This window comes from Kribbella antiqua, assembly GCF_004345665.1.
Classification (GTDB): Bacteria; Actinomycetota; Actinomycetes; order Propionibacteriales; family Kribbellaceae; genus Kribbella; species Kribbella antiqua.
Genome location: NZ_SLWR01000002.1, coordinates 36,342 through 55,030 on the forward strand (window position 1 = coordinate 36,342; position 18,689 = coordinate 55,030).

An 18,689-nucleotide genomic window follows, 5' to 3' on the forward strand; every position below is an offset into this window, starting at 1 on the left:
AGTCCCACCCCAGCCCCCGGTCCCGTCCAGGACCCCGCCGCGCGCAGCCGCCGGCCTCGCCGCCGCGGCAGGAAGCCGTCGTCGGGAGCCGTGCAAGTGGCGACGGACGACCCTACCCTCGCCGAGCTGTTGCCTCGGCTTGAAGGGTTGATGGGGTCCGACCGGGAGCAGATCGGCCGGCGGCTGGAGCGGGTTCGTAGTACCAAGGAAGAGCGGAAGCGGGCTCAGGCGCTGCAGAGCGTGCTCGGCGCGGTCGAGCAGGCTGAGCGACGGGTGGAGTTGCGGCGGCTCGCCGTACCGGAGATCACGTATCCGGAAGAGTTGCCGGTCAGCCAACTGAAGGACGAGATCGCGGCCGCGATCCGGGATCACCAGGTGGTTGTGGTCGCGGGCGAGACGGGATCCGGGAAGACGACGCAGATTCCGAAGATCTGTCTCGAGCTGGGCCGCGGAGTCCAGGGCATGATCGGGCACACGCAGCCGCGGCGGCTGGCGGCCCGGACGGTCGCGGAGCGGATCGCGGAAGAGCTCGGGACCGAGCTCGGCGACACCATCGGCTTCGCGGTGCGCTTCACCGACAAGGTGAGCGAACGCTCGCTGGTGAAGCTGATGACCGACGGCATCCTGCTGAACGAGCTGCAGCGCGACCGCGACCTGACCCGGTACGACACGCTCATCATCGACGAGGCGCACGAGCGCAGCCTCAACATCGACTTCATCCTCGGCTACCTCAAGCGCCTGCTCCCCCGCCGCCCCGACCTCAAGGTGATCATCACCTCGGCGACCATCGACCCAGAGCGCTTCGCCGAGCACTTCGCGGACGCCGAGGGCACTCCGGCGCCCATCGTCGAGGTCTCCGGCCGGACCTATCCGGTCGAGGTGCGGTACCGCCCGATCAACGACCCCGACGACCCGAGCACGATCGACCGGGACCAGACCCAGGCGATCCTGGACGCCGTCGACGAGCTCGAGTACGAGGCGTCCGGCGACGTACTGGTGTTCCTCAGCGGCGAGCGCGAGATCCGCGACACCGCGGACGCACTCAACGACAAGTACGCCGCACAGCGCGGCCGGCCCGGCGCCGTCGAAGTACTGCCGCTCTACGCCCGCCTGTCAAACGCCGAGCAACACCGCGTCTTCCAACCACACGGGGGCCGCCGGATCGTCCTCGCCACCAACGTCGCCGAAACCTCGCTGACCGTCCCCGGCATCAAGTACGTCATCGACCCCGGTACGGCGCGGATCTCGCGCTACAGCCATCGCACCAAGGTCCAGCACCTCCCGATCGAGCCGGTCTCGCAGGCGAGCGCGAACCAGCGCAAGGGCCGCTGCGGCCGGACCAGCGACGGCATCTGCATCCGGCTGTACTCCGAGGAGCACTTCGAGAGCCGGCCGGAGTTCACCGACCCCGAGATCCTGCGCACCAATCTCGCCTCCGTCATCCTGCAGATGACCGCGATCGGCCTCGGCGACATCGCCGCATTCCCGTTCATCGACGAGCCGGACAAGCGCAGTATCACCGACGGCCTGCAGCTCCTCACCGAGCTCGGTGCCATCGAGAAGGCCGGCCGTCTGACCCCGGTCGGCCGCCAACTCGCCCAGATTCCGCTGGATCCGCGGCTGGCCCGGATGATCGTCGAGGCGGACAAGCACGGCTGTGTCCGCGAGGTGATGGTGATCGCCGCCGCGCTGTCCATTCAGGACCCGCGCGAGCGCCCGACCGACGCCGAGGCCCAGGCACAGCAGGCGCACGCCCGCTTCCGCGACCCGAACAGCGACTTCCTCGGCTACCTCAACCTCTGGAACTACCTGAAGAAGCAGCAGAAGGAGCTGTCCGGCAACCAGTTCCGCCGGATGTGCCGCAGCGAGTACCTGAACTATCTCCGCGTCCGCGAGTGGCAGGACATCTTCGCCCAGCTCCGCCAGGTCGCGTCGCAGATCGGCGTCACCCTCAACAGCGGCGAGCCGGCCGATCCGCAGACCGTGCACGTCTCGCTGATGTCCGGACTGCTGAGCCATCTCGGCATGAAGGACCCGGCCAACCAGCACCAGTACCTCGGTGCCCGCGGCACCAAGTTCGCCATCTTCCCCGGCTCCGGCCTGTTCAAGAAGCCGCCGCAGTTCGTGATGGCCGCCGAGCTCGTCGAAACCTCCCGGCTCTGGGCGCGCGTCAACGCCAAGATCGAGCCGGAGTGGGCCGAGGACCTCGCCCAGCACCTGATCAAACGCACGTACTCCGAACCGCACTGGGAACGCAAGGCCGGCGCGGTGATGGCCTACGAGAAGGTCACCCTGTACGGCGTACCGATCGTTGCCCGGCGCAAGGTCAACTACGGCAAGGTCGATCCCGAGGTCTCGCGCGAACTCTTCATCCGGCACGCGCTGGTCGAGGGCGACTGGGACACCCACCACAAGTTCTTCCACGAGAACCGCAAGCTGATCGAGGAAGTCGAGGAGCTGGAGGAACGCACCCGGCGCCGCGACCTGCTGGTCGACGACGAGACGCTGTTCGCCTTCTACGACGAACGGATCGGCGCGGAGGTCGTCACCGGTCGCCACTTCGACACCTGGTGGAAGACAGCACGCCAGCGTGACCACGACCTGCTCGACTTCGAGCGGTCGCTGGTGGTCCGCGAAGGTGCGGAGGTCAAGGAAGAGGAGTTCCCGCTCACCTGGAAACAGAACGGGATGACCTTCGACCTGACCTATGCCTTCGAGCCCGGCACCGACGCCGACGGCGTGACCGTGCACATCCCGCTGCTGGTGCTGAACCAGGTCAGCGCGGACGGTTTCGAGTGGAGCGTGCCCGGCTTCCGCGAGGACCTCGTCACCACCCTGATCAAGTCGTTGCCGAAAGCAACCAGGCGCAACATCGTGCCGGCCCCGGACCACGCCCGGCAGGTCCTCCCCCGGCTCGACCCGGCCTCCGGTCCGCTGACCGACGCGTTGGCCCGTGAGCTGCGCAACCTCCGCGACGTGCTGATCGAGCCGTCGGACTGGGACTGGACCCGCGTCCCGGAGCACCTGCGGATGACGTTCCGCGTGATCGACGACAAGGGCAAGACCGTGGCCGAGGGCAAGGATCTCGCCGCGTTGAAGCAGCGGCTCAAGCCGAAGACCACGGCCGCGATCTCCCAGGTGGCGTCGAAGGCGGTGAGTGGCCTGGAACGATCCGGCCTCACCGACTGGACGTTCGGCGACCTCCCGCGCAGCTTCTCCGAGCACCGCAACGGCCTCACCGTCGCGGGTTACCCGGCGCTCGTCGACGAAGGCAAGACCGTCGCGATCCGGCTCCAGGAGACCGAACGCGATCAGGCGGCCGCGATGTGGAACGGCACCCGCCGGCTCCTGCTGCTCACCATGCCGTCGGTGATCGACGTGGTCCAGCGGAACCTGACCAATCAGCAGAAGATGACGCTGATGGCAGGCCCGCACCGCAACGTCGGCGAACTGCTCGACGACGCGATCGCCGCGGCCGTCGACCAACTGATGGCTGCGGCGCATGGCCCGGCCTGGAACCTGACCGCCTTCTCCGTACTCCGGGACGCCGTACGCTCGGAGCTCGCGGACACGGTCCTGACGATCCTCCGGCAGGTCGAGCAGGTGCTGACTCACGCGCGTACGGTCGACAAGCAGATCTCCCGGGCATCCAGCCCGGCGCTGCTCGCCGCGTTGTCCGACGTCCGCGGCCAACTCGAGGGGCTGGTCCACCGCGGCTTCATCACCGAGACCGGTGCGCAGCGTCTACCGGATCTGGTCCGCTACCTGCGCGGGATCGAGCAGCGGCTGGACAAGATCGGCGCCAACGCGATGCGGGACCGTTCCGGGATGGCGATCATCCAGACGCTCGACGACGAGTACCGCGCCCGGCTGAACGCCGTACCGACGGGCAAATACCCCAGCCCCGAGCTCCTCGAAGTCCGCTGGATGCTCGAGGAACTCCGGATCAGCCTCTTCGCCCAAACCCTCGGCACGCCGTACCCGGTCTCGGAAAAACGCATCCGCAAAGCACTACAGCAGGCCTGACTCGTCGGGGGACGAACGCGCGTTGGGAGCCGCGGCGGAACTCGCGGGGGAGACAACAGCTGCCAGCCACGACCCCGGTACGACGAAAATCGCCACTTCCCCTTCTCGGGAAGCGGCGACTGGGTCTGAAAATGCGGCGCCCGCCCTGGGGCGGGCGCCGCTGCGTTCTACTCCAGGCAGATCCTGAAGGGGTGGCCCGCTGGGTCGGCGTAGATCCGCCAGCCACGGGCGTTCTCGGCGGGTGGTGGGTCCAGGGGGTCGAGCGGTTCGGCGCCGAGGGCGGTCACACTCGCGTGACCGCTGGCAAGGTCCTCGACGATCAGGTCGAGATGGAGATCCTGCGCTTCGATGCCGGGCCAGGTGGCCGGCATGTAGTCCTCGGAGCGGCGGAAGGCCAGCGTCGAGAAGCCGAGCGACGAGCCGGGGCCGGTCAGGCTCCGCCAGTCGTCATCGCCGTTCTCGTCGATCTCCAGCCCCAGCAGCCCCGAGTAGAACTGGGCGAGCTCGAGTGGGTCCGGGCAATCCAGCACCACCGAGCCGAGCCGCCCGGCAGTACTGCCCGGCTGCTCTGCCACCTGCGTCATCTATCCTCCAACTTCGGTTTCATCCACCTGCCCCTGTCGGGGGCAGGCACGGCCAGGCCCATCCCGGTCAGAAGGCCCGGCCGCCTACGATGACAGGTCCGCCCGACAGTTCGCATCTTTCGACACGCCTTGTTGACCGGTCAGCTCGTCGCGGACGGTGATCGGCGGCATTGTGTACCAGTAAAATTATCAGTCAGTAGTAGCAGACCTGCGGCGTTCGCTGAGCTTCCGGATCTTGGCGCGCGTACCGCAGTCCTCCATCGAGCACCAGCGGCGCGACCCGTTGCGGCTCTTGTCGAGGAACAGCCAACCGCAGCCGCCCTCGTCGATCGGGCACGCGCGCAACTGCCGCAGATCGACCGTCCGCAGCAACTCGACCGCAGCCGTCACCAGCCGATCCGGGATCATCGACGCCGGCGAGGTACCGACCACAAGCTCGGCGACGGCACCGCCGGGCACCAGCACCGAGCGAGCCGCGGCTGCCGACCATCGGAGCGTCAGAAGCTCAAGCGCAGCAGGAGATTCGCCACTTCGGCTCAGTACGGCGTAGACGGCTTCGCGAATCTCCACGGTCGCATGCAGCGCCTGCTCGGCCGTGCCCGGCGCACTGCTCCACGCCGCAGTCACAGCGGCCACCTCAGCGTCGTTGAGTAACCCCGTACGCCGGGTCCACGCCAGCAGCTCCGCGGGGACCGGAATGTAGTCGAGCTCGTCGTCCACGCCGCCGGCCACGCGCGGCGACACCGTGTTCACCAGCTCGAGTGCGGGATGCCCGCCGACGATGCGGAATACCTCATTGCGGTCCTCGGTCATACGTGAGATGCTACCACCATAAGCTTCTTTACTGGAATCGCAGGTGACGTCATGTTTCTCACGTCCCGCAAACCCCACGCCGCGCTGGTCACGCTCGGCGTCGGCACGTTCTCCTACGTGACCGTCGAAGTCCTGCCGATCGGCCTGCTGACCGTGATCGCCGCCGACCTGCATCGCTCCCGCTCCGATATCGGTCTCCTCGTCACGGGGTACGCCGTGATCGTCGTACTGGCGGCAATCCCGCTGGCCCGGCTGACGCTCGGGCTCCCCCGCCAGCTCGTCCTCGGCGCCACACTGGGCCTGATGGCCGTCGGAGCCGCCGTCTCCGCGCTGGCACCGACGTACGAGGTGCTGCTGGTCGGCCGACTGCTCACGGCGCTGTCCCACGCGCTCTTCTGGTCGATCATCTTCCCGATCGCGACCGGGTTGTTCCCGCCGGCGGTCCGTGGCCGAGTGGTCGCGAGACTCTCGATCGGCTCCGCGCTCGGTCCGGTGATCGGCATACCGCTCGGCACTTGGCTCGGCGAGTGGGCCGGGTGGCGTGTGCCGTTCGCCCTCATGGCCGTGGTCGGAGGCGCGACGTGTCTTGGCGTAGCGAGGCTGCTGCCGCGCGTCGACGTACGGGAGGTCGCGGCTGACCGTGGCATCGCTCCTTCCGTTCGCCGGTACGCCGTACTCGTCGCCAGCACGGCCCTCGGGGTGGCTGGCTTCCTGACCTTCAACACCTACGTGACGCCCTTCCTGCTGGATGTCAGCGGCTTCACGTCCGATGCGCTCGGTCCGATCCTTCTGGCCAGCGGAGTGGGCGGCCTGACGGGGACTCTGCTCATTGGCCGGTTGCTGGACCGGGACCCGTGGTCCGCTGTCGTCCTGCCGCTGTCGGTGATCTGTTTCGCGCTCTTCGGCCTCTATGCGGTCGGACACCAGCCGGTGGCCGCAGTGCTGCTCGTTGCCCTCGCTGGGATGGCCTTCAGCGGGCTGGCGGTCGCCGTACTGAGCAGAACGCTGCAGGTGGCACCCGGTAGCACGGACCTCGCGTCGGCGGGCACCAACTCCGCGTTCAACGTGGGGATCGCCGCAGGTGCGTTCATCGGTGGTGGACTGCTCGACAACACCGGCGTGCGGAGTGTGGCGCTGGTCGGCGGCCTGCTGGCGGTGGTGGCTCTGATGGCGATGACGGCCGACGAGCCGGTGCTGGCTCGTCGCCGCCCGGAGGTGGAAGAGTGCGGGGATGGCTGTCTTTGTGAAGAGGCGGCATGACGCGCCGCGCGGGTTCTTCGAGGTGGAGGCCGCGGGGCTGCGCTGGCTCGCCGTACCGGGTGGAGTGCCAGTCGCAGAGCCCGTCGACGTCTCCCCCAGCCACCTGAGTACGACGCGGCTGGAAGCTGCTGCACCGACTGGAGCCGCCGCCGAGGAGTTCGGGCGGCGGCTGGCGGTGACTCACGACGCCGGTGCCCGGCACTTCGGCGTACCGCCGGACGGGTGGGACGTCGACGGCTACATCGGCGATGCCGCCCTGCCACACGCTCTGGACCCGGTCAAGTCGTGGGGCGAGTTCTACGCGAACCTGCGGCTCCAGCCGTACCTGCGGGCCGCCTACAACCAGGGCACGCTCGACAGCCACCAACTGCAGGTGTTCGAGAAGGTGTGCGTCCGCCTGGAGGCCGGAGCGTACGACGACCCGTCGGAGCCGCCGAGCCGCATCCACGGTGACCTCTGGTCCGGCAACGTCATGTGGTGTCCGGAGGGCGTACACCTGATCGATCCAGCGGCGCACGGTGGCCACCGTGAGACAGACCTCGCCATGCTCGGCCTCTTCGGCCTACCCGAGTTGGACCGGGTCCTGCGCGCGTACGACGAGGCGCATCCGCTGGCTGCCGAGTGGCGCCACCGGGTGGGGCTGCACCGCCTGCATCCGCTGCTGGTCCACGTCGTGCTGTTCGGCGGCGGCTACGTGGCACAGGCGCTGGCTGCGGCTCGCAGCTACAGCTAGCTCTGGAGGACGCGGTCGAGGAGCCAGGCGGTGGTCTCGTCGAGGTCCTGCTCGGCGACGGTCAGGTGAGTCGGCTCCGCGTCCGGGGCGTCCCGGACCTCGAGACGGTAGACGTACCGGTCGGGTTGCGGGCGGCCCGAGCCGAGGCGGCCGGGGTCGAGTGCGGTCAGCGCGGCCTCGAGGCGGTCGCTGTCGGGTTCGGCGGTGGTGTCGAGCTCGCCGTGGGCCATCAGGCCGGCGAAACCGCCGCTGCGCGTCACTGTGACGATCAACCGATCCTCCTGCTGGGGCGTCGTACGGCCACCATTGCGTGCTGTGCAACGAATGTCCAGAGCCGCGCGACACGCCGGAAAATTCGATCAGCTTCGAGCGATCATCACCCGGCGTACCGGTCGATCTGCCCGGCTCGGCGGTGTCCACGACCGAGCCGCGGCGAGCGCCGTACAGACGAACGAGCAGGTCGGCGCGGGATTTCGGTTGCCCAGGGCCTGGCCGGGGATGCCCCGGCCAGTCCGGTCATTCGAGTTTCGGGCCGGACACGGAGCGTGGCAGGCGGCGACTATTAGCGACACGTGTTCGTGGTCACCCCTAGCGCGAGGCCGCAGATCGGCTACAGTTATCGCGTTGCACTTTTGGACTCCCACTGACTTTCGCTGTGCTGCATGGCCGGTTCTGTCTTCTGGGGCCTTTCGGCGACACGTGGCTCATGAGGTGTGGGTCGCGGTTTGTTACAAGCCATCAAGGAGATAGACACAAATGGCTGTCGGTACTGTCAAGTGGTTCAACGCTGACAAGGGCTTCGGCTTCATCACCCCGGACGACGGTGGCGCGGACGTGTTCGCCCACTACTCGGCCATCCAGACCTCGGGCTTCCGTTCGCTGGACGAGAACCAGCGCGTCGAGTTCGAGATCACCCAGGGCCAGAAGGGCCTGCAGGCGGAGAACATCCGCCCGATCTGATCTCATCAGGTCACCCTTCTCGAAACTGAATCGAAGGAGCCGCACACCGGCAACGGTGTGCGGCTCTTTCGCTGTCTGGGTACCTGAGGCGTAGCCGGGAGGTGGAGGATGACAGACAGTGAGCGGTACAGCCGTCCGCAGGAAGACGCGGGTGAACGGCTCGACCGGCACTGGAACGAGCTGCTCCAGGAGCTGCGGCTGGCGCAGACCGGGACCCAGATCCTGTTCGCCTTCCTGCTGAGCATCGCCTTCCAGGCCAAGTTCCAGGACGCGGACACCTTCACCCACGACGTGTACGCCGGAACCCTGGTGGCCTCCGCACTCGCGGTCGGCCTGTTCCTGGCGCCGGTCTCGTTCCACCGGGTCGTCTACCAGCACAAGCTCCGCGACCGGATGCTGCCCATCGCCGGCAAGATGGCCTCCGCCGGCCTGGTCTTCCTGGTCGTCGCGATGGCCGGCGGTGTCCTGCTGGCGGTGGACGTCGTACTCTCCCGCGCTGTCGCCATCATCGTCACAGCGGTAGTCGCGGTCTGGTTCACGGTCTTCTGGTACGTGATCCCGGCCTGGGTCCGCGCTAACGCCAACGGGGGATGACGTCGGCCGCCACGTTCTCGAGCACGTCCTCGGAGCCGGCGTACACGCCCTCGGCTCGCGGCCAGTGCGTGATCACGTCGGTAAAGCCGAGCTCGGCGGCCCGGCCGACCACGTCCTCGAACGCCTCGGCGCTGCTCAGGCAGTAGTGGACCGAGTCGACCGACAGATAGCGGTCGAAGGGGCGGTCCTCGACGACATCGTCCAGCCGGCGACTCAGCTCGGCGACGGATCCGAGCCACGACTCGTAGTCGTCCGACTCGCCACCCGTCGTCAGCCAGCCCGCGCCGTACTTGGTTGCCAGCTTCAATGAGCGCGGTCCGTTCGCGGCCATGATGAACGGCACCCGCGGCTGCTGCACGCAGCCCGGCAGCGTCCGGCCGTTGCGCGTCTCGAAGTACTCCCCCTTGAAGTCCACGTGATCCGTCGTCAGCAGTTCGTCCAGCAGTACGACGAACTCCGCGAACCGGTCCACCTTCTGCCGCGGGCTCAGCGCCTCGCCGCCCTGGATCGTCGCGTCGATGCTGCCGCCCGAGCCGACGCCGCAGAGGAACCGTCCGTTCGACACGTCGTCGATCGCCAGGATGTCGCGGGTCAGGGCGAGTGGGTGCCGGAAGTTCGGCGAGGTCACGAAGGTGCCGAGCTTGATCGTCGACGTGACCAGCGCGGCCGCGGTCAGCGTCGGCGTCGTGCCGAACCACGGTGCATCCTGCAGACCACTCCAGGTCAGGTGGTCGTACGTCCACGCATGGTCGAACCCGAGCTCCTCGGCCCGCCGCCATCGCGGCGCGGCCTCCGGCCAGCGGTACTCGGGAAGGATCGTGATGCCGAAGCGCATGGCCGCACCCTAACGTGACCCAAACCACGATTGTTGCGTTTCGGCACAAACTTCGGCACGGTCGTACGGCAGTTCCCCCGACCAAACCGAAACGGAGGCGCGCCGAAGCGAGGCGTGATTCATCTGTGGCCATCGATATCGACAGCCCGAGCACGAACCCCGACCACGCACAACATCCAGCAATCGCAGCACCCCCACCACCCGGCAGCCGAAGTCGCGGTTCCGGACTCGACCGCGTCGTCTTCGGCGTCACCGCGGTCATCGCCCTGGCCTTCGTCGCCTGGGGCTTCGCCGACGCCACCGGTCTTGGTACGGCGTCCACCTCGGCCCTCGGCTGGGTCGAGCAGAACACCGGCTGGCTCTTCGTCCTGCTGGCCTCCGGCTTCGTCGTCTACGTGATCTGGCTGGCGGCCGGCCGGTACGGGCGGATCCCGCTCGGCGCCGACGACGAGGAGCCCGAGTTCAAGACCGTGTCCTGGGTGGCGATGATGTTCAGCGCCGGCATGGGCATCGGCCTGATGTTCTACGGCGTGAGCGAACCGCTCGCGCACTTCACCAGCCCACCGCCCGGAACCGTCCAGGCCAACTCGTCCGCGGCCCTCGAGACCGCGATGGCGACCACCCTGTTCCACTGGACCCTGCACCCGTGGGCGATCTACGCCGTCGTCGGCATCGCGATTGCCTACGGCACCTTCCGGCGCGGCCGCTCGCAGTTGATCAGCTCCGCCTTCGCGCCGCTGCTCGGTCGTCGTACCGAAGGACCGATCGGCAAGCTGATCGACGGCCTCGCGATCTTCGCGACCCTGTTCGGCTCGGCTGCCTCGCTCGGACTGGGCGCGTTGCAGATCGGCTCCGGCGTACAGATCCTCGGCTGGCTGGACAAGACCGGCAACGGGTTGCTGGTCGGCGTCATCGCCGTACTGACCGTCGCGTTTGTCGCGTCGGCAGTGTCCGGTGTTGCCAAGGGCATCCAATGGCTGTCCAACATCAACATGGTTCTGGCCGTCGTACTCGCGGTGTTCGTCTTCGTCGTCGGACCGACCGTACTGATCCTCAACCTGGTGCCGACCGCGATCGGCGACTACTTCCGCGACCTGGCCGAGATGGCCGCCCGGACCGAGGCGAGCGGCGGCGACGCGATGGCCAAGTGGCTGTCCGGCTGGACCGTCTTCTACTGGGCCTGGTGGATCTCCTGGACGCCGTTCGTCGGGATGTTCATCGCGCGGATCAGCCGCGGGCGGACCATCCGCCAGTTCGTCACCGGCGTACTGCTGGTGCCGTCGCTCGTGAGCCTGGTGTGGTTCTGCGTCTTCGGCGGTGCGGCGATCAACCTGCAACGCAACGGCGTCGACATCGCCGGGCAGTCGACCACGGAGGGCCAGCTCTTCGGCATGCTCGACCACATCCCGCTGTCGTCGGTGACCACGATCCTGGTCGTCGTACTGGTCGCGATCTTCTTCGTGTCCGGCGCGGACGCGGCGTCGATCGTGATGGGGACGCTGTCGGAGCGTGGTGCGATCGAGCCCCGGACGCCGGTGGTGATCTTCTGGGGCGTGCTGACCGGAGGCGTCGCGGCAGTGATGCTGCTCGTCGGCGGTGGCGGTGCCGAGGCGTTGCAAGGGTTGCAGAACCTGACCATCGTCGCCGCGCTGCCGTTCGCGCTGGTGATGGTCGGGCTGGCGGTCGCGCTGGCGAAGGACCTGCGCACGGATCCGCTGATGCTGCGGCACGCGATCGGCTCGGAGGCGGTCGAGGCTGCGGTGATCGAAGGAGTCAGCAACCACGGCGACGACTTCTCCCTGGTCGTTGCGGGGAACGGGCACGACGCCGGGACCGACGTACCGGACTCACCGCAGGAGCGCGGGGAGGTGCCACCGCCCAAACTCGAGCTCTGATCGGACTAGGAATAAATTGAGGGTTCAACTACATTGGAAGAAGCAAGACTTCCGAGAGGTGGAACCCATGTCCGAGCAGATGCCGGTGCTGTACCTGAGCCATGGCGCACCGCCGCTGGCCGACGACCGTCTGTGGACGGCCGAGCTGGCGGCGGTGTCCGCCGGGATGAAGCGACCGACCGCGATCCTGATCGTGTCGGCGCACTGGGAGGCCGCGCCGCTCACCCTCGGCGCGACCGAGACCGTGCCGCTGCTCTACGACTTCTGGGGCTTCCCGGAGCGCTACTACCAGGTGACGTATGACGCCCCCGGCGCACCCGAGCTGGCTTCACAGGTGCGGAAGTTGCTGCACTCCCCCGCCACTCCGGTGTACGACGACCCGTCCCGCGGACTGGATCACGGCGCCTACGTGCCGCTGAAGGAGATGTACCCGGACGCGGACACTCCGGTGCTTCAGGTGTCGATGCCGACGCTGGACCCGGCCGAGCTGTTCCGCATCGGTCAGAAGCTGGCGCCGCTGCGTGAGCAGGGCGTGCTGATCGTCGGCAGCGGATTCACCACCCACAACCTGCGCGAGATGAACCTCGGCGCCGCCGCCGACGCGCCCGCCCCGGCCTGGTCGATCGAGTTCGACGAGTGGACGAAGCGGATGCTCGAGGCCCAGGACGTCGACTCCCTGATCGACTTCCTCCACAAGGCCCCCGCCGCCAACATCGCCCACCCTCGCACCGAACACTTCGCCCCGTTGTTCGTCACGCTGGGCGCCTCCGAGGACAACCTCCGCTCAGCTGACACCGTCGTGGACGGCTTCTGGTACGGCCTGTCGAAACGCTCCTGGAAGATCGGCTGACGCTCTCGACACCAGTCAGTTTGTCCACAGCCTGACTGCGCGTCCCATCCGGCGCTCGCGACGCTCCGTATGATTCTGCTGACGAGAGGAGGCAGGGATGGCAGCCACTGCACCGGAGCATCCGTTCGATCCGTTGATTGATCTCGACGGACTGTGGACCGTTGAGCTGGCACACCGCTACCTGCCCATCGACGGCATGCCGCCGACGCGGTACGAGGCCGCGGCGGGAAGGCTGAGGATGAGTCCACGCGAGGGCAGCGCGAACAGTTGGGCAACCGCCACGCTCATCGCCGTGTTGCACCCCCACGCACATGCGGCAGGGCACGCGGTCTATTCGGCGTTGAATGTCCGCACCGGGCTCAGTGGATGGATCGAGCCCGACCTGGTGATTCTGCACCGGCATGTACGGCAGCAGACCTGGATCGAGGCCGAACAGGTCCTGTGCCCGATCGGAATCAGCTCTCCGTCCTCCTATCACCGGGACCGCATCGACAAGCCGGAGATCTGCGCCGGCGTGGGAATCCCGTACTACATGCATGTCGAGATTCGGACCGATGATGTGCTGATCGAACTTCTCCGCCTCGCAGAGGGCAAGTACGTCCGGCATGCACACGCCCTCGCCGGCCAGACGCTCGAGACGACCGAGCCGTTCGCATTCTCGTTCGACCCAGCCGAGCTCCTCGAACCTCGCTGAGCCGAGTCACCGCTCCGGCGTGCGGAAGGTCGCAAGCGCGCTGGTGCCGATGCTGCCCAGCCAGACGTGGCCGTCGCGCTCGCGGACTCCGGTGGGCATGTGGAAGTTCGGGTGGTGGCCGCGTAGATCGTGGATCAGCGTGCCGTTGTCGTCGTACGCCTGGATCTCGATGACGTCGGCCGCCTTCGGCTTGAGTGCCTCGGGCAGGCGCCAGACGATCGTGCGGAGGAACGGCTGCTTCGGCAGCAGGAAGTCCAGCAACGCGTTGCGCGGTGAGCCGATCGTCACCCAGATCAGCCCGTCGGAGCCGCGGGCGATGTTGTCCGGCAGGCCGGGGATCTCGGCTACCAGTTCCGGCTCGGCGCCGTCGGTGGTGAGGTCGAGTTTGTAGAGGCCGTACGTCGCGGACTCGGCCCAGAAGAGAGTACGACGGTCGCCGCTCAGCGCCACGCCGTTCGGGAACGCGCGGCCCGTGGCCAGGCGGGTCAGTTCCCCGTCCGGCGTCAGGCGATAAACACTCCCGGTCGCCGAGTGCTCGAGCAGGTCCGCCATCCACTCGTCGACACCGAAGCGCGTGGACGAGTCGGTGAAGTAGATCGTCCCGTCCGGGGTCACGTCCGCGTTGTTGCAGAACCGCATCGGCCGGCCGTCGACCTCAGAGAGCAACGTCGCGATCCGTCCGGCCTTGTCCAGCGTCAACAGGCCGCGGTTCGCGTCACAGATCAGCACCTTCCCGTCCGGCAACCACTCCAGCCCGAGCGGCCGCCCGCCGGTGTCGGCGAGCGTCGTGATCGTCCTTCCGTCCGCACTCACGCGGAGAATCCGCCCGTCGACGAGCCCGGTCAGCACACTCCCGTCGTCATCGATGAGCGCGTCCTCGGGCCCCTTCCCCGGCAACGCGACCGTCTCGACCTCGATGCTGTTCGGCTGCCGGCTCGGCGGCGCGGCAGGCGGCGTCCACCGCACCGGCGCAATCCTCGACTTCATGCCGCCGACCCTAGCGCGCACCCCCTTGTCGTGTAACCGCCCGTGCGTGCGGCATCACTCACCCGGCCTTACCGCCCCGAATGCAGCAGCCACCGGTGGGAACAGCGCCCGCACATCGCCGCCCGCTACCCACACCCCGATCACGAACGCCGCGGTTGCTTCCAGCAACCGCGCTCGCGCCAGGCCACCGGCCACCACCGGCTCACACCCGAGGTCCTTCACCAGTACGGCGACCTGCGACATGGCGCCGGGATCGTCGCCACAGATCGGCACGCCCATTGGCGCACCCTCGAACTCGTGTGGCGCGCCGCGCCAGACTGCGTCAGGCGCAAGGTTGAACGCCTTCACCACGTGCGCCTGTGGCACCGCCCGGCTGATGCTCTCGGCCATCACGGGCTCGTCCAGGCTGAAGTCCTGCTGGTTCACCGAGTTCGTGCAGTCGATCAGCGTCCGGCCGGGTGGAACGTCGATCGCCGTCAGCGTGTCCACAGCCACCTCCGCCGGCACCGCGAGGAGCAGCACCTCGCCGTACGTCGTTGCCTCCTGCAACGTTCCGGCCGTCGCGCCGATGCGCTGGGCGAGGTCGCCGGCCCGGTTTGGATCGCGGCCGCCGATCATCACGTCGTACCCACGTCTCGCCCACTGCCCGCCCAGGGACTCGGCCATCAAACCGTTGCCCAGGATTCCGATTCGCATGTGCTGCTCCTTTCGCTTGCCGGAGACAGTAGGCGGTTCGTTGGGCACCTTCCGGTGTGTAACGGGCCGGGCACAATGGACGGATGGAGCCGAGGTTCTTCTCAGACTGCCAGGCCCGGATCGCCGTCGAGCTGATCAGCGGGCGCTGGCCGATGGTCGTGCTGTACGCGCTGGCCGACGGCCCGGCACGACCAGGTGAGCTGCGCAAGCAGATCGGCGGTATCAGCCAGAAGGTCCTCACCGAAACCCTCCGCCGCCTCGAGTACAACGGCTTGGTGGAGCGCCGCCGCTACGCCGAGGCGCCACCACGCGTCGAATACTCACTCACGACCCCAGGCCGCGACCTCCTGATCCCCATCAACGCCCTGGGCGACTGGGCAGCCGAACACGCCAACACAGTCCTCGACGCCCAGCACTCCCCCAACACCTCCACCGCCTAACCCCAGCCGGCAGGCCCGACTCCGGCCGGTATTCCTGGCTGCTCCGCCGGTTCTTGTCCGGGGAGCGCCACCCACCTGTTTCGGCAGGCCAGACTCCCCAAACCGCTCAGACGCCCCCGGGCCTGTGCAGATCGACAGGACGTATGCCCCCACTGACCAGGTGACGGCCGGTCGCGTGAGCGTAGGTCCGGCTGCCAAACGCAGACACCTCCTGTCCAAATGTCCCCTGGTGGCGATCTACTTCGATCAGCCGGGGTAGATGCCGGGCATGGGGGGTGGACCTGGGCGGTAGTTCGGGACGTCGCCGTTGGTGGCGCCTAGGAGGCGGCGGGTCAGGGCGTCTCGGGAGGAGAGGAGTTCGGTGACTGCGGTTTGCAGGTGGTCCGCGGCTGGGGGTGCTCCCGATTCGGCGGCCAGCAGGACGGTTCGTCGTACCAGCTCCTTCATGAAGGAGGCTGTCGTGCCTTCGGTTTGGGTAACGACGTCGTCGACGACTTCGGGCGGCAGGGACAGGCCGGGGCCGTAGAGGTCCAGCAGGCGGGCGCGGCCGGGAGCGTCTGGGAGGGGGATCTCCACAGCGAGGTCGACGCGGCCGGGGCGTTGCATGAGGGCCGGCTCGAGGATGTCGGCGCGGTTGGTGGTCAGCAGGAACGCGACATCGGCGTCCTCTGCGAGACCGTCCATCTCGTTCAGCACCTGGAACAGCAGCGGGTGCTCCATGCCGCGCGAGAAGTCCCGTGCCTCCGCCACTAGGTCGCAGTCCTCCAGTACGACGAGCGCCGGCTGCAGCATCCGGGCCAGCGCACAAGCCTGCGAGATGAAGCCGATACTCGTCCCCGCCAGCAGTACGACGGTGAACTCCGGCAGCCGCGACAGCAGATACCGCACGGTGTGCGTCTTCCCAGTCCCAGGCGGCCCATAGAGCAGCACACCGCGGCGCAAATGCTGGCCGGCCTCCAGCAACGTCTCCCGGTGCTCGGCGATCCCGATCACCTCACGCTCGACCCGCTCCAGCACACCGTCCGGCAGTACGACGTCCTCGCGCGTCACCCCGGGCCGAGGATGCAACCGGAACGGCCCGACGCCGGGCCCGAAGTCATGCCCCTCGAACGACACCACCTTCCGCCGGAACACGTTGTGCTCCCGGATCAGCTCCGGCAGTGCCCCGAGGAACCGATCGGCTCCGCCGACAGCGAGCACCTCGAGCTCGACCGCCCCCCGCCCGTACTGCGGATTGGCGGCACGCAGCAGAGCGACGTACCGCTCACTGCCCTGGACGCCGAGGTAGAACCCGAACGCGACGCACTCCATCTCCTCGTCGACGTCGACCTGCAGCCGCTGGTAGTCGACCGCGCCGATGCCGAACCCGCCGTACTGCGCCATCTCGAGCAGCTCGCCGAGCGAGTGGTGACCTCGGTTTGACCCCATCACACCGATCACGTCGTACTCGTCGAACCACGCCTCGATCGCGAGCTGCACATTCGGCAAGTCGTACGCCGGAAAGCTCGCCGCGACCACTGGCACTTGCTCAGGATCGACACCGAGATGATCACGCAGCCGGTCGCGCAGGTTCTCCCGAGGCGCTCCTTGCTTGTGCTGCTGCATTCGCTCCAGGAATCCGGTGAACAGCCGGGCGAACTCGTCGATCTCTTCCGGCTCGGACATAGCTACCCCCTGCTTGGCCCGTGACCGCTCCGCAGCGGCTGGTACGCCCCAGCATGGCGGACTCAGGTGTCAGGCAGCGGCACGGCTGGAAAGTTGCGGGCTCCGCTGTTCGGATACCGGGCTGATCCGGAGGGTCCTCCGCAACGCCGGATAGGATCGTCCTCATGACAGATTCCGAGTCCACCGACCGTCCGTACGCCGCCTTCCCGGTACGGATCGGCCTGCAGATCCAGCCCCAGCACGCCCAGTACGCCGACATCCGGCGGACCGTCGCCGCGGCCGAAGAGATCGGCGTCGACGTGGCGTTCAACTGGGATCACTTCTATCCCCTGTCCGGTGAGCCGGAGGGCCTGCACTTCGAGTGCTGGACAATGCTCGCCGCCTGGGCCGAGGCGACCGAGCGGATCGAGTTCGGCGCCCTGGTCACCTGTAACTCCTACCGCAACCCCGACCTGCTCGCCGACATGGCGCGCACGGTCGACCACATCAGCGACGGCCGGCTGATCTTCGGCATCGGCTCGGGCTGGTTCGAGAAGGACTACGACGAGTACGGCTACGAATTCGGTACGGCGGGCGGCCGCCTCGACGCCCTCGGCGAGGCACTGCCGCGGATCGAGCGGCGCTGGGCGAAGCTCAACCCGCAGCCGACGCGGGACATCCCGGTGCTGATCGGTGGCGGCGGCGAGAAGAAGACGCTGAAGCTCGTCGCGCAGCACGCCAACATCTGGCACGGCTTCGGCGACGCGGAGACGATCGCGCACAAGCACGCCGTACTGGACGAGCACTGCAAGACGATCGGCCGCGACCCGGGCGAGATCGAGCGCTCGGTGGGCGTCGGCGACAAGAAGCCCGAGGAGGTCGGCAAGAAGCTGCTCGACGTCGGCACCCGGCTGTTCACGGTGCACTCCTCCGGCCCGAACTACGACCTGGGCCTGCTCCGCGAGTGGGTCGCCTGGCGGGACGAGATCAACAACAAGTAGTCGTCCAGGTGGTGCCGGACCGCCCGGCACCACCTGATCACCGTGGACCGTGGCCCGATAGGATTTCGGGCATGTCTACGTTGCCTGCGAACGGTTCGGTGCGGCCCATCACCCGGTGGGGTGAAGATGTCATGCACCGGCTCAACCAGCCTGTCACGGACTTCGGTGACGAGTTGCAGACGCTGGTCGCCGACATGGTCGCGACGATGATCGCGGCCGAAGGTGTCGGTCTGGCGGCGAACCAGGTCGGCGTGGATCTGCAGGTGTTCGTGTTCGACTGCCCGGACGCCGACGGCAACCACGTCCAGGGCGTCGTCTGCAACCCGGTGATCCACCTGCCCGAGGGCAAGGACCGCCGCCTCGACGAGGGCGACGAAGGCTGCCTGTCGTTGCCGGGCGCCTTCACCAAGTGCGTCCGCCCCGACTTCGCCCGGGTCACCGGCGTCGACCAGCACGGCGAGCCGGTCTCCTACGAAGGGACCGGTCTGCTCGCCCGCTGCCTCCAGCACGAGACCGACCACACCCAGGGCACCGTCTTCGGCGACCGCCTCTCCCGCAAGTACCGCAAGCGCCTCTTCGCCGAGGCCGAGGAGTTCGCCCCCGAATACCCGGCCGATTGGCCCGTCTCCCCCATGGCCGTCCACGAAGGCCACCACGAGGAATCCCAGGCCACCTGA

Annotated in this window: 18 protein-coding genes; 11 read left to right on the plus strand and 7 right to left on the minus strand. The window is 67.9% G+C overall.

The genetic code is table 11. The features are described 5' to 3' along the window. Positions 1-96: 96 nt before the first annotated feature. The gene (gene hrpA, locus EV646_RS06245) at positions 97-4,026 is read left to right on the plus strand and encodes an ATP-dependent RNA helicase HrpA (protein ID WP_277875089.1); all 3,930 of its coding nucleotides are present in this window, start codon (positions 97-99) and stop codon (positions 4,024-4,026) included. A 167-nt stretch (positions 4,027-4,193) separates the two neighbouring features. On the opposite strand, the gene EV646_RS06250 is transcribed toward hrpA, so the two are convergent. Continuing rightward, positions 4,194-4,610, minus strand: coding sequence for a VOC family protein (locus EV646_RS06250; protein WP_132144943.1), 417 nt, complete (start codon positions 4,608-4,610; stop codon positions 4,194-4,196). Between the two features lie 189 nt (positions 4,611-4,799). After that, entirely contained in the window at positions 4,800-5,423 is a 624-nt protein-coding gene (locus tag EV646_RS06255; protein WP_158290906.1) for a CGNR zinc finger domain-containing protein, read from the minus strand. A 51-nt stretch (positions 5,424-5,474) separates the two neighbouring features. Between EV646_RS06255 and EV646_RS06260 the strand changes: the two genes are divergently transcribed. Beyond that, complete coding sequence (locus EV646_RS06260; protein ID WP_132144947.1) at positions 5,475-6,683, plus strand: MFS transporter; 1,209 nt, start codon at positions 5,475-5,477, stop codon at positions 6,681-6,683. Beyond that, positions 6,655-7,416, plus strand: coding sequence for a fructosamine kinase family protein (locus tag EV646_RS06265; RefSeq protein ID WP_132144949.1), 762 nt, complete (start codon positions 6,655-6,657; stop codon positions 7,414-7,416). Before EV646_RS06260 ends, EV646_RS06265 begins: the two co-directional genes overlap by 29 nt. On the opposite strand, the gene EV646_RS06270 is transcribed toward EV646_RS06265, so the two are convergent. Continuing rightward, positions 7,413-7,688 (minus strand): protealysin inhibitor emfourin, encoded by a 276-nt coding sequence (locus EV646_RS06270; protein WP_199236844.1) that lies wholly within the window; start codon positions 7,686-7,688, stop codon positions 7,413-7,415. The two genes, EV646_RS06265 and EV646_RS06270, sit on opposite strands and share 4 nt — an antisense overlap. 484 nt (positions 7,689-8,172) lie before the next feature. Between EV646_RS06270 and EV646_RS06275 the strand changes: the two genes are divergently transcribed. Continuing rightward, positions 8,173-8,376, plus strand: a complete 204-nt coding sequence (locus tag EV646_RS06275; protein WP_012921273.1) for a cold-shock protein — start codon at positions 8,173-8,175, stop codon at positions 8,374-8,376. A 108-nt stretch (positions 8,377-8,484) separates the two neighbouring features. After that, on the plus strand, positions 8,485-8,970 hold the full coding sequence (locus EV646_RS06280; RefSeq protein WP_132144951.1) for a DUF6328 family protein: 486 nt from the start codon (positions 8,485-8,487) through the stop codon (positions 8,968-8,970). On the opposite strand, the gene EV646_RS06285 is transcribed toward EV646_RS06280, so the two are convergent. Next, a complete protein-coding gene (locus EV646_RS06285) occupies positions 8,951-9,805 on the minus strand; it encodes an LLM class flavin-dependent oxidoreductase (protein WP_132144953.1) in 855 nt (284 codons plus the stop codon). The genes EV646_RS06280 and EV646_RS06285 overlap by 20 nt on opposite strands. 125 nt (positions 9,806-9,930) lie before the next feature. Here EV646_RS06285 and EV646_RS06290 point away from each other — a divergent pair, with 125 nt between their 5' ends. The 3 genes from EV646_RS06290 (at position 9,931) to EV646_RS06300 (ending at position 13,244) form a co-directional block, all read left to right on the plus strand. After that, positions 9,931-11,700 carry a BCCT family transporter gene (locus EV646_RS06290; RefSeq protein WP_132144955.1) on the plus strand — a complete coding sequence of 590 codons (1,770 nt, stop codon included), beginning with the start codon at positions 9,931-9,933 and terminating at the stop codon, positions 11,698-11,700. Between the two features lie 67 nt (positions 11,701-11,767). Then, entirely contained in the window at positions 11,768-12,550 is a 783-nt protein-coding gene (locus EV646_RS06295) for a dioxygenase family protein (RefSeq protein WP_241995456.1), read from the plus strand. A 97-nt stretch (positions 12,551-12,647) separates the two neighbouring features. Further along, a complete protein-coding gene (locus tag EV646_RS06300) occupies positions 12,648-13,244 on the plus strand; it encodes a Uma2 family endonuclease (protein ID WP_132144957.1) in 597 nt (198 codons plus the stop codon). Positions 13,245-13,250: 6 nt separating this feature from the next. On the opposite strand, the gene EV646_RS06305 is transcribed toward EV646_RS06300, so the two are convergent. Together EV646_RS06305 and EV646_RS06310 are read right to left on the minus strand one after the other, a co-directional pair. Then, on the minus strand, positions 13,251-14,231 hold the full coding sequence (locus EV646_RS06305; RefSeq protein WP_132144959.1) for an SMP-30/gluconolactonase/LRE family protein: 981 nt from the start codon (positions 14,229-14,231) through the stop codon (positions 13,251-13,253). Between the two features lie 54 nt (positions 14,232-14,285). After that, on the minus strand, positions 14,286-14,927 hold the full coding sequence (locus EV646_RS06310; protein ID WP_132144961.1) for an NADPH-dependent F420 reductase: 642 nt from the start codon (positions 14,925-14,927) through the stop codon (positions 14,286-14,288). An 83-nt stretch (positions 14,928-15,010) separates the two neighbouring features. On the opposite strand from EV646_RS06310, the gene EV646_RS06315 reads away from it, so the two are divergent. Then, positions 15,011-15,367 (plus strand): winged helix-turn-helix transcriptional regulator, encoded by a 357-nt coding sequence (locus EV646_RS06315; RefSeq protein WP_132144963.1) that lies wholly within the window; start codon positions 15,011-15,013, stop codon positions 15,365-15,367. A 246-nt stretch (positions 15,368-15,613) separates the two neighbouring features. Here the strand turns inward: EV646_RS06315 and EV646_RS06320 are convergent, their stop codons facing one another. After that, entirely contained in the window at positions 15,614-17,032 is a 1,419-nt protein-coding gene (locus EV646_RS06320; RefSeq protein WP_132144965.1) for an AAA family ATPase, read from the minus strand. Between the two features lie 164 nt (positions 17,033-17,196). Between EV646_RS06320 and EV646_RS06325 the strand changes: the two genes are divergently transcribed. Both EV646_RS06325 and def read left to right on the plus strand, forming a co-directional pair. After that, positions 17,197-18,012: an LLM class F420-dependent oxidoreductase gene (locus EV646_RS06325; RefSeq protein ID WP_132144967.1), complete on the plus strand. Its 816-nt coding sequence runs from the start codon at positions 17,197-17,199 to the stop codon at positions 18,010-18,012. A gap of 71 nt (positions 18,013-18,083) precedes the next feature. Beyond that, on the plus strand, positions 18,084-18,689 hold the full coding sequence (gene def / locus EV646_RS06330) for a peptide deformylase (protein WP_132144969.1): 606 nt from the start codon (positions 18,084-18,086) through the stop codon (positions 18,687-18,689).

Excerpts from the sequence above, each read along its gene's own strand:
- EV646_RS06305 (WP_132144959.1), bottom strand. The coding sequence starts at position 14,231 with ATGAAGTCGAGGATTGCGCCGGTGCGGTGGACGCCGCCTGCCGCGCCG.
- def (WP_132144969.1), top strand. The coding sequence starts at position 18,084 with ATGTCTACGTTGCCTGCGAACGGTTCGGTGCGGCCCATCACCCGGTGG.
- EV646_RS06280 (WP_132144951.1), top strand. The coding sequence starts at position 8,485 with ATGACAGACAGTGAGCGGTACAGCCGTCCGCAGGAAGACGCGGGTGAA.
- EV646_RS06275 (WP_012921273.1), top strand. The coding sequence starts at position 8,173 with ATGGCTGTCGGTACTGTCAAGTGGTTCAACGCTGACAAGGGCTTCGGC.
- EV646_RS06265 (WP_132144949.1), top strand. The coding sequence starts at position 6,655 with ATGGCTGTCTTTGTGAAGAGGCGGCATGACGCGCCGCGCGGGTTCTTC.
- EV646_RS06260 (WP_132144947.1), top strand. The coding sequence starts at position 5,475 with ATGTTTCTCACGTCCCGCAAACCCCACGCCGCGCTGGTCACGCTCGGC.
- EV646_RS06310 (WP_132144961.1), bottom strand. The coding sequence starts at position 14,927 with ATGCGAATCGGAATCCTGGGCAACGGTTTGATGGCCGAGTCCCTGGGC.
- EV646_RS06285 (WP_132144953.1), bottom strand. The coding sequence starts at position 9,805 with ATGCGCTTCGGCATCACGATCCTTCCCGAGTACCGCTGGCCGGAGGCC.
- EV646_RS06300 (WP_132144957.1), top strand. The coding sequence starts at position 12,648 with ATGGCAGCCACTGCACCGGAGCATCCGTTCGATCCGTTGATTGATCTC.
- EV646_RS06320 (WP_132144965.1), bottom strand. The coding sequence starts at position 17,032 with ATGTCCGAGCCGGAAGAGATCGACGAGTTCGCCCGGCTGTTCACCGGA.
- EV646_RS06325 (WP_132144967.1), top strand. The coding sequence starts at position 17,197 with ATGACAGATTCCGAGTCCACCGACCGTCCGTACGCCGCCTTCCCGGTA.
- EV646_RS06255 (WP_158290906.1), bottom strand. The coding sequence starts at position 5,423 with ATGACCGAGGACCGCAATGAGGTATTCCGCATCGTCGGCGGGCATCCC.
- EV646_RS06315 (WP_132144963.1), top strand. The coding sequence starts at position 15,011 with ATGGAGCCGAGGTTCTTCTCAGACTGCCAGGCCCGGATCGCCGTCGAG.
- EV646_RS06295 (WP_241995456.1), top strand. The coding sequence starts at position 11,768 with ATGTCCGAGCAGATGCCGGTGCTGTACCTGAGCCATGGCGCACCGCCG.
- EV646_RS06250 (WP_132144943.1), bottom strand. The coding sequence starts at position 4,610 with ATGACGCAGGTGGCAGAGCAGCCGGGCAGTACTGCCGGGCGGCTCGGC.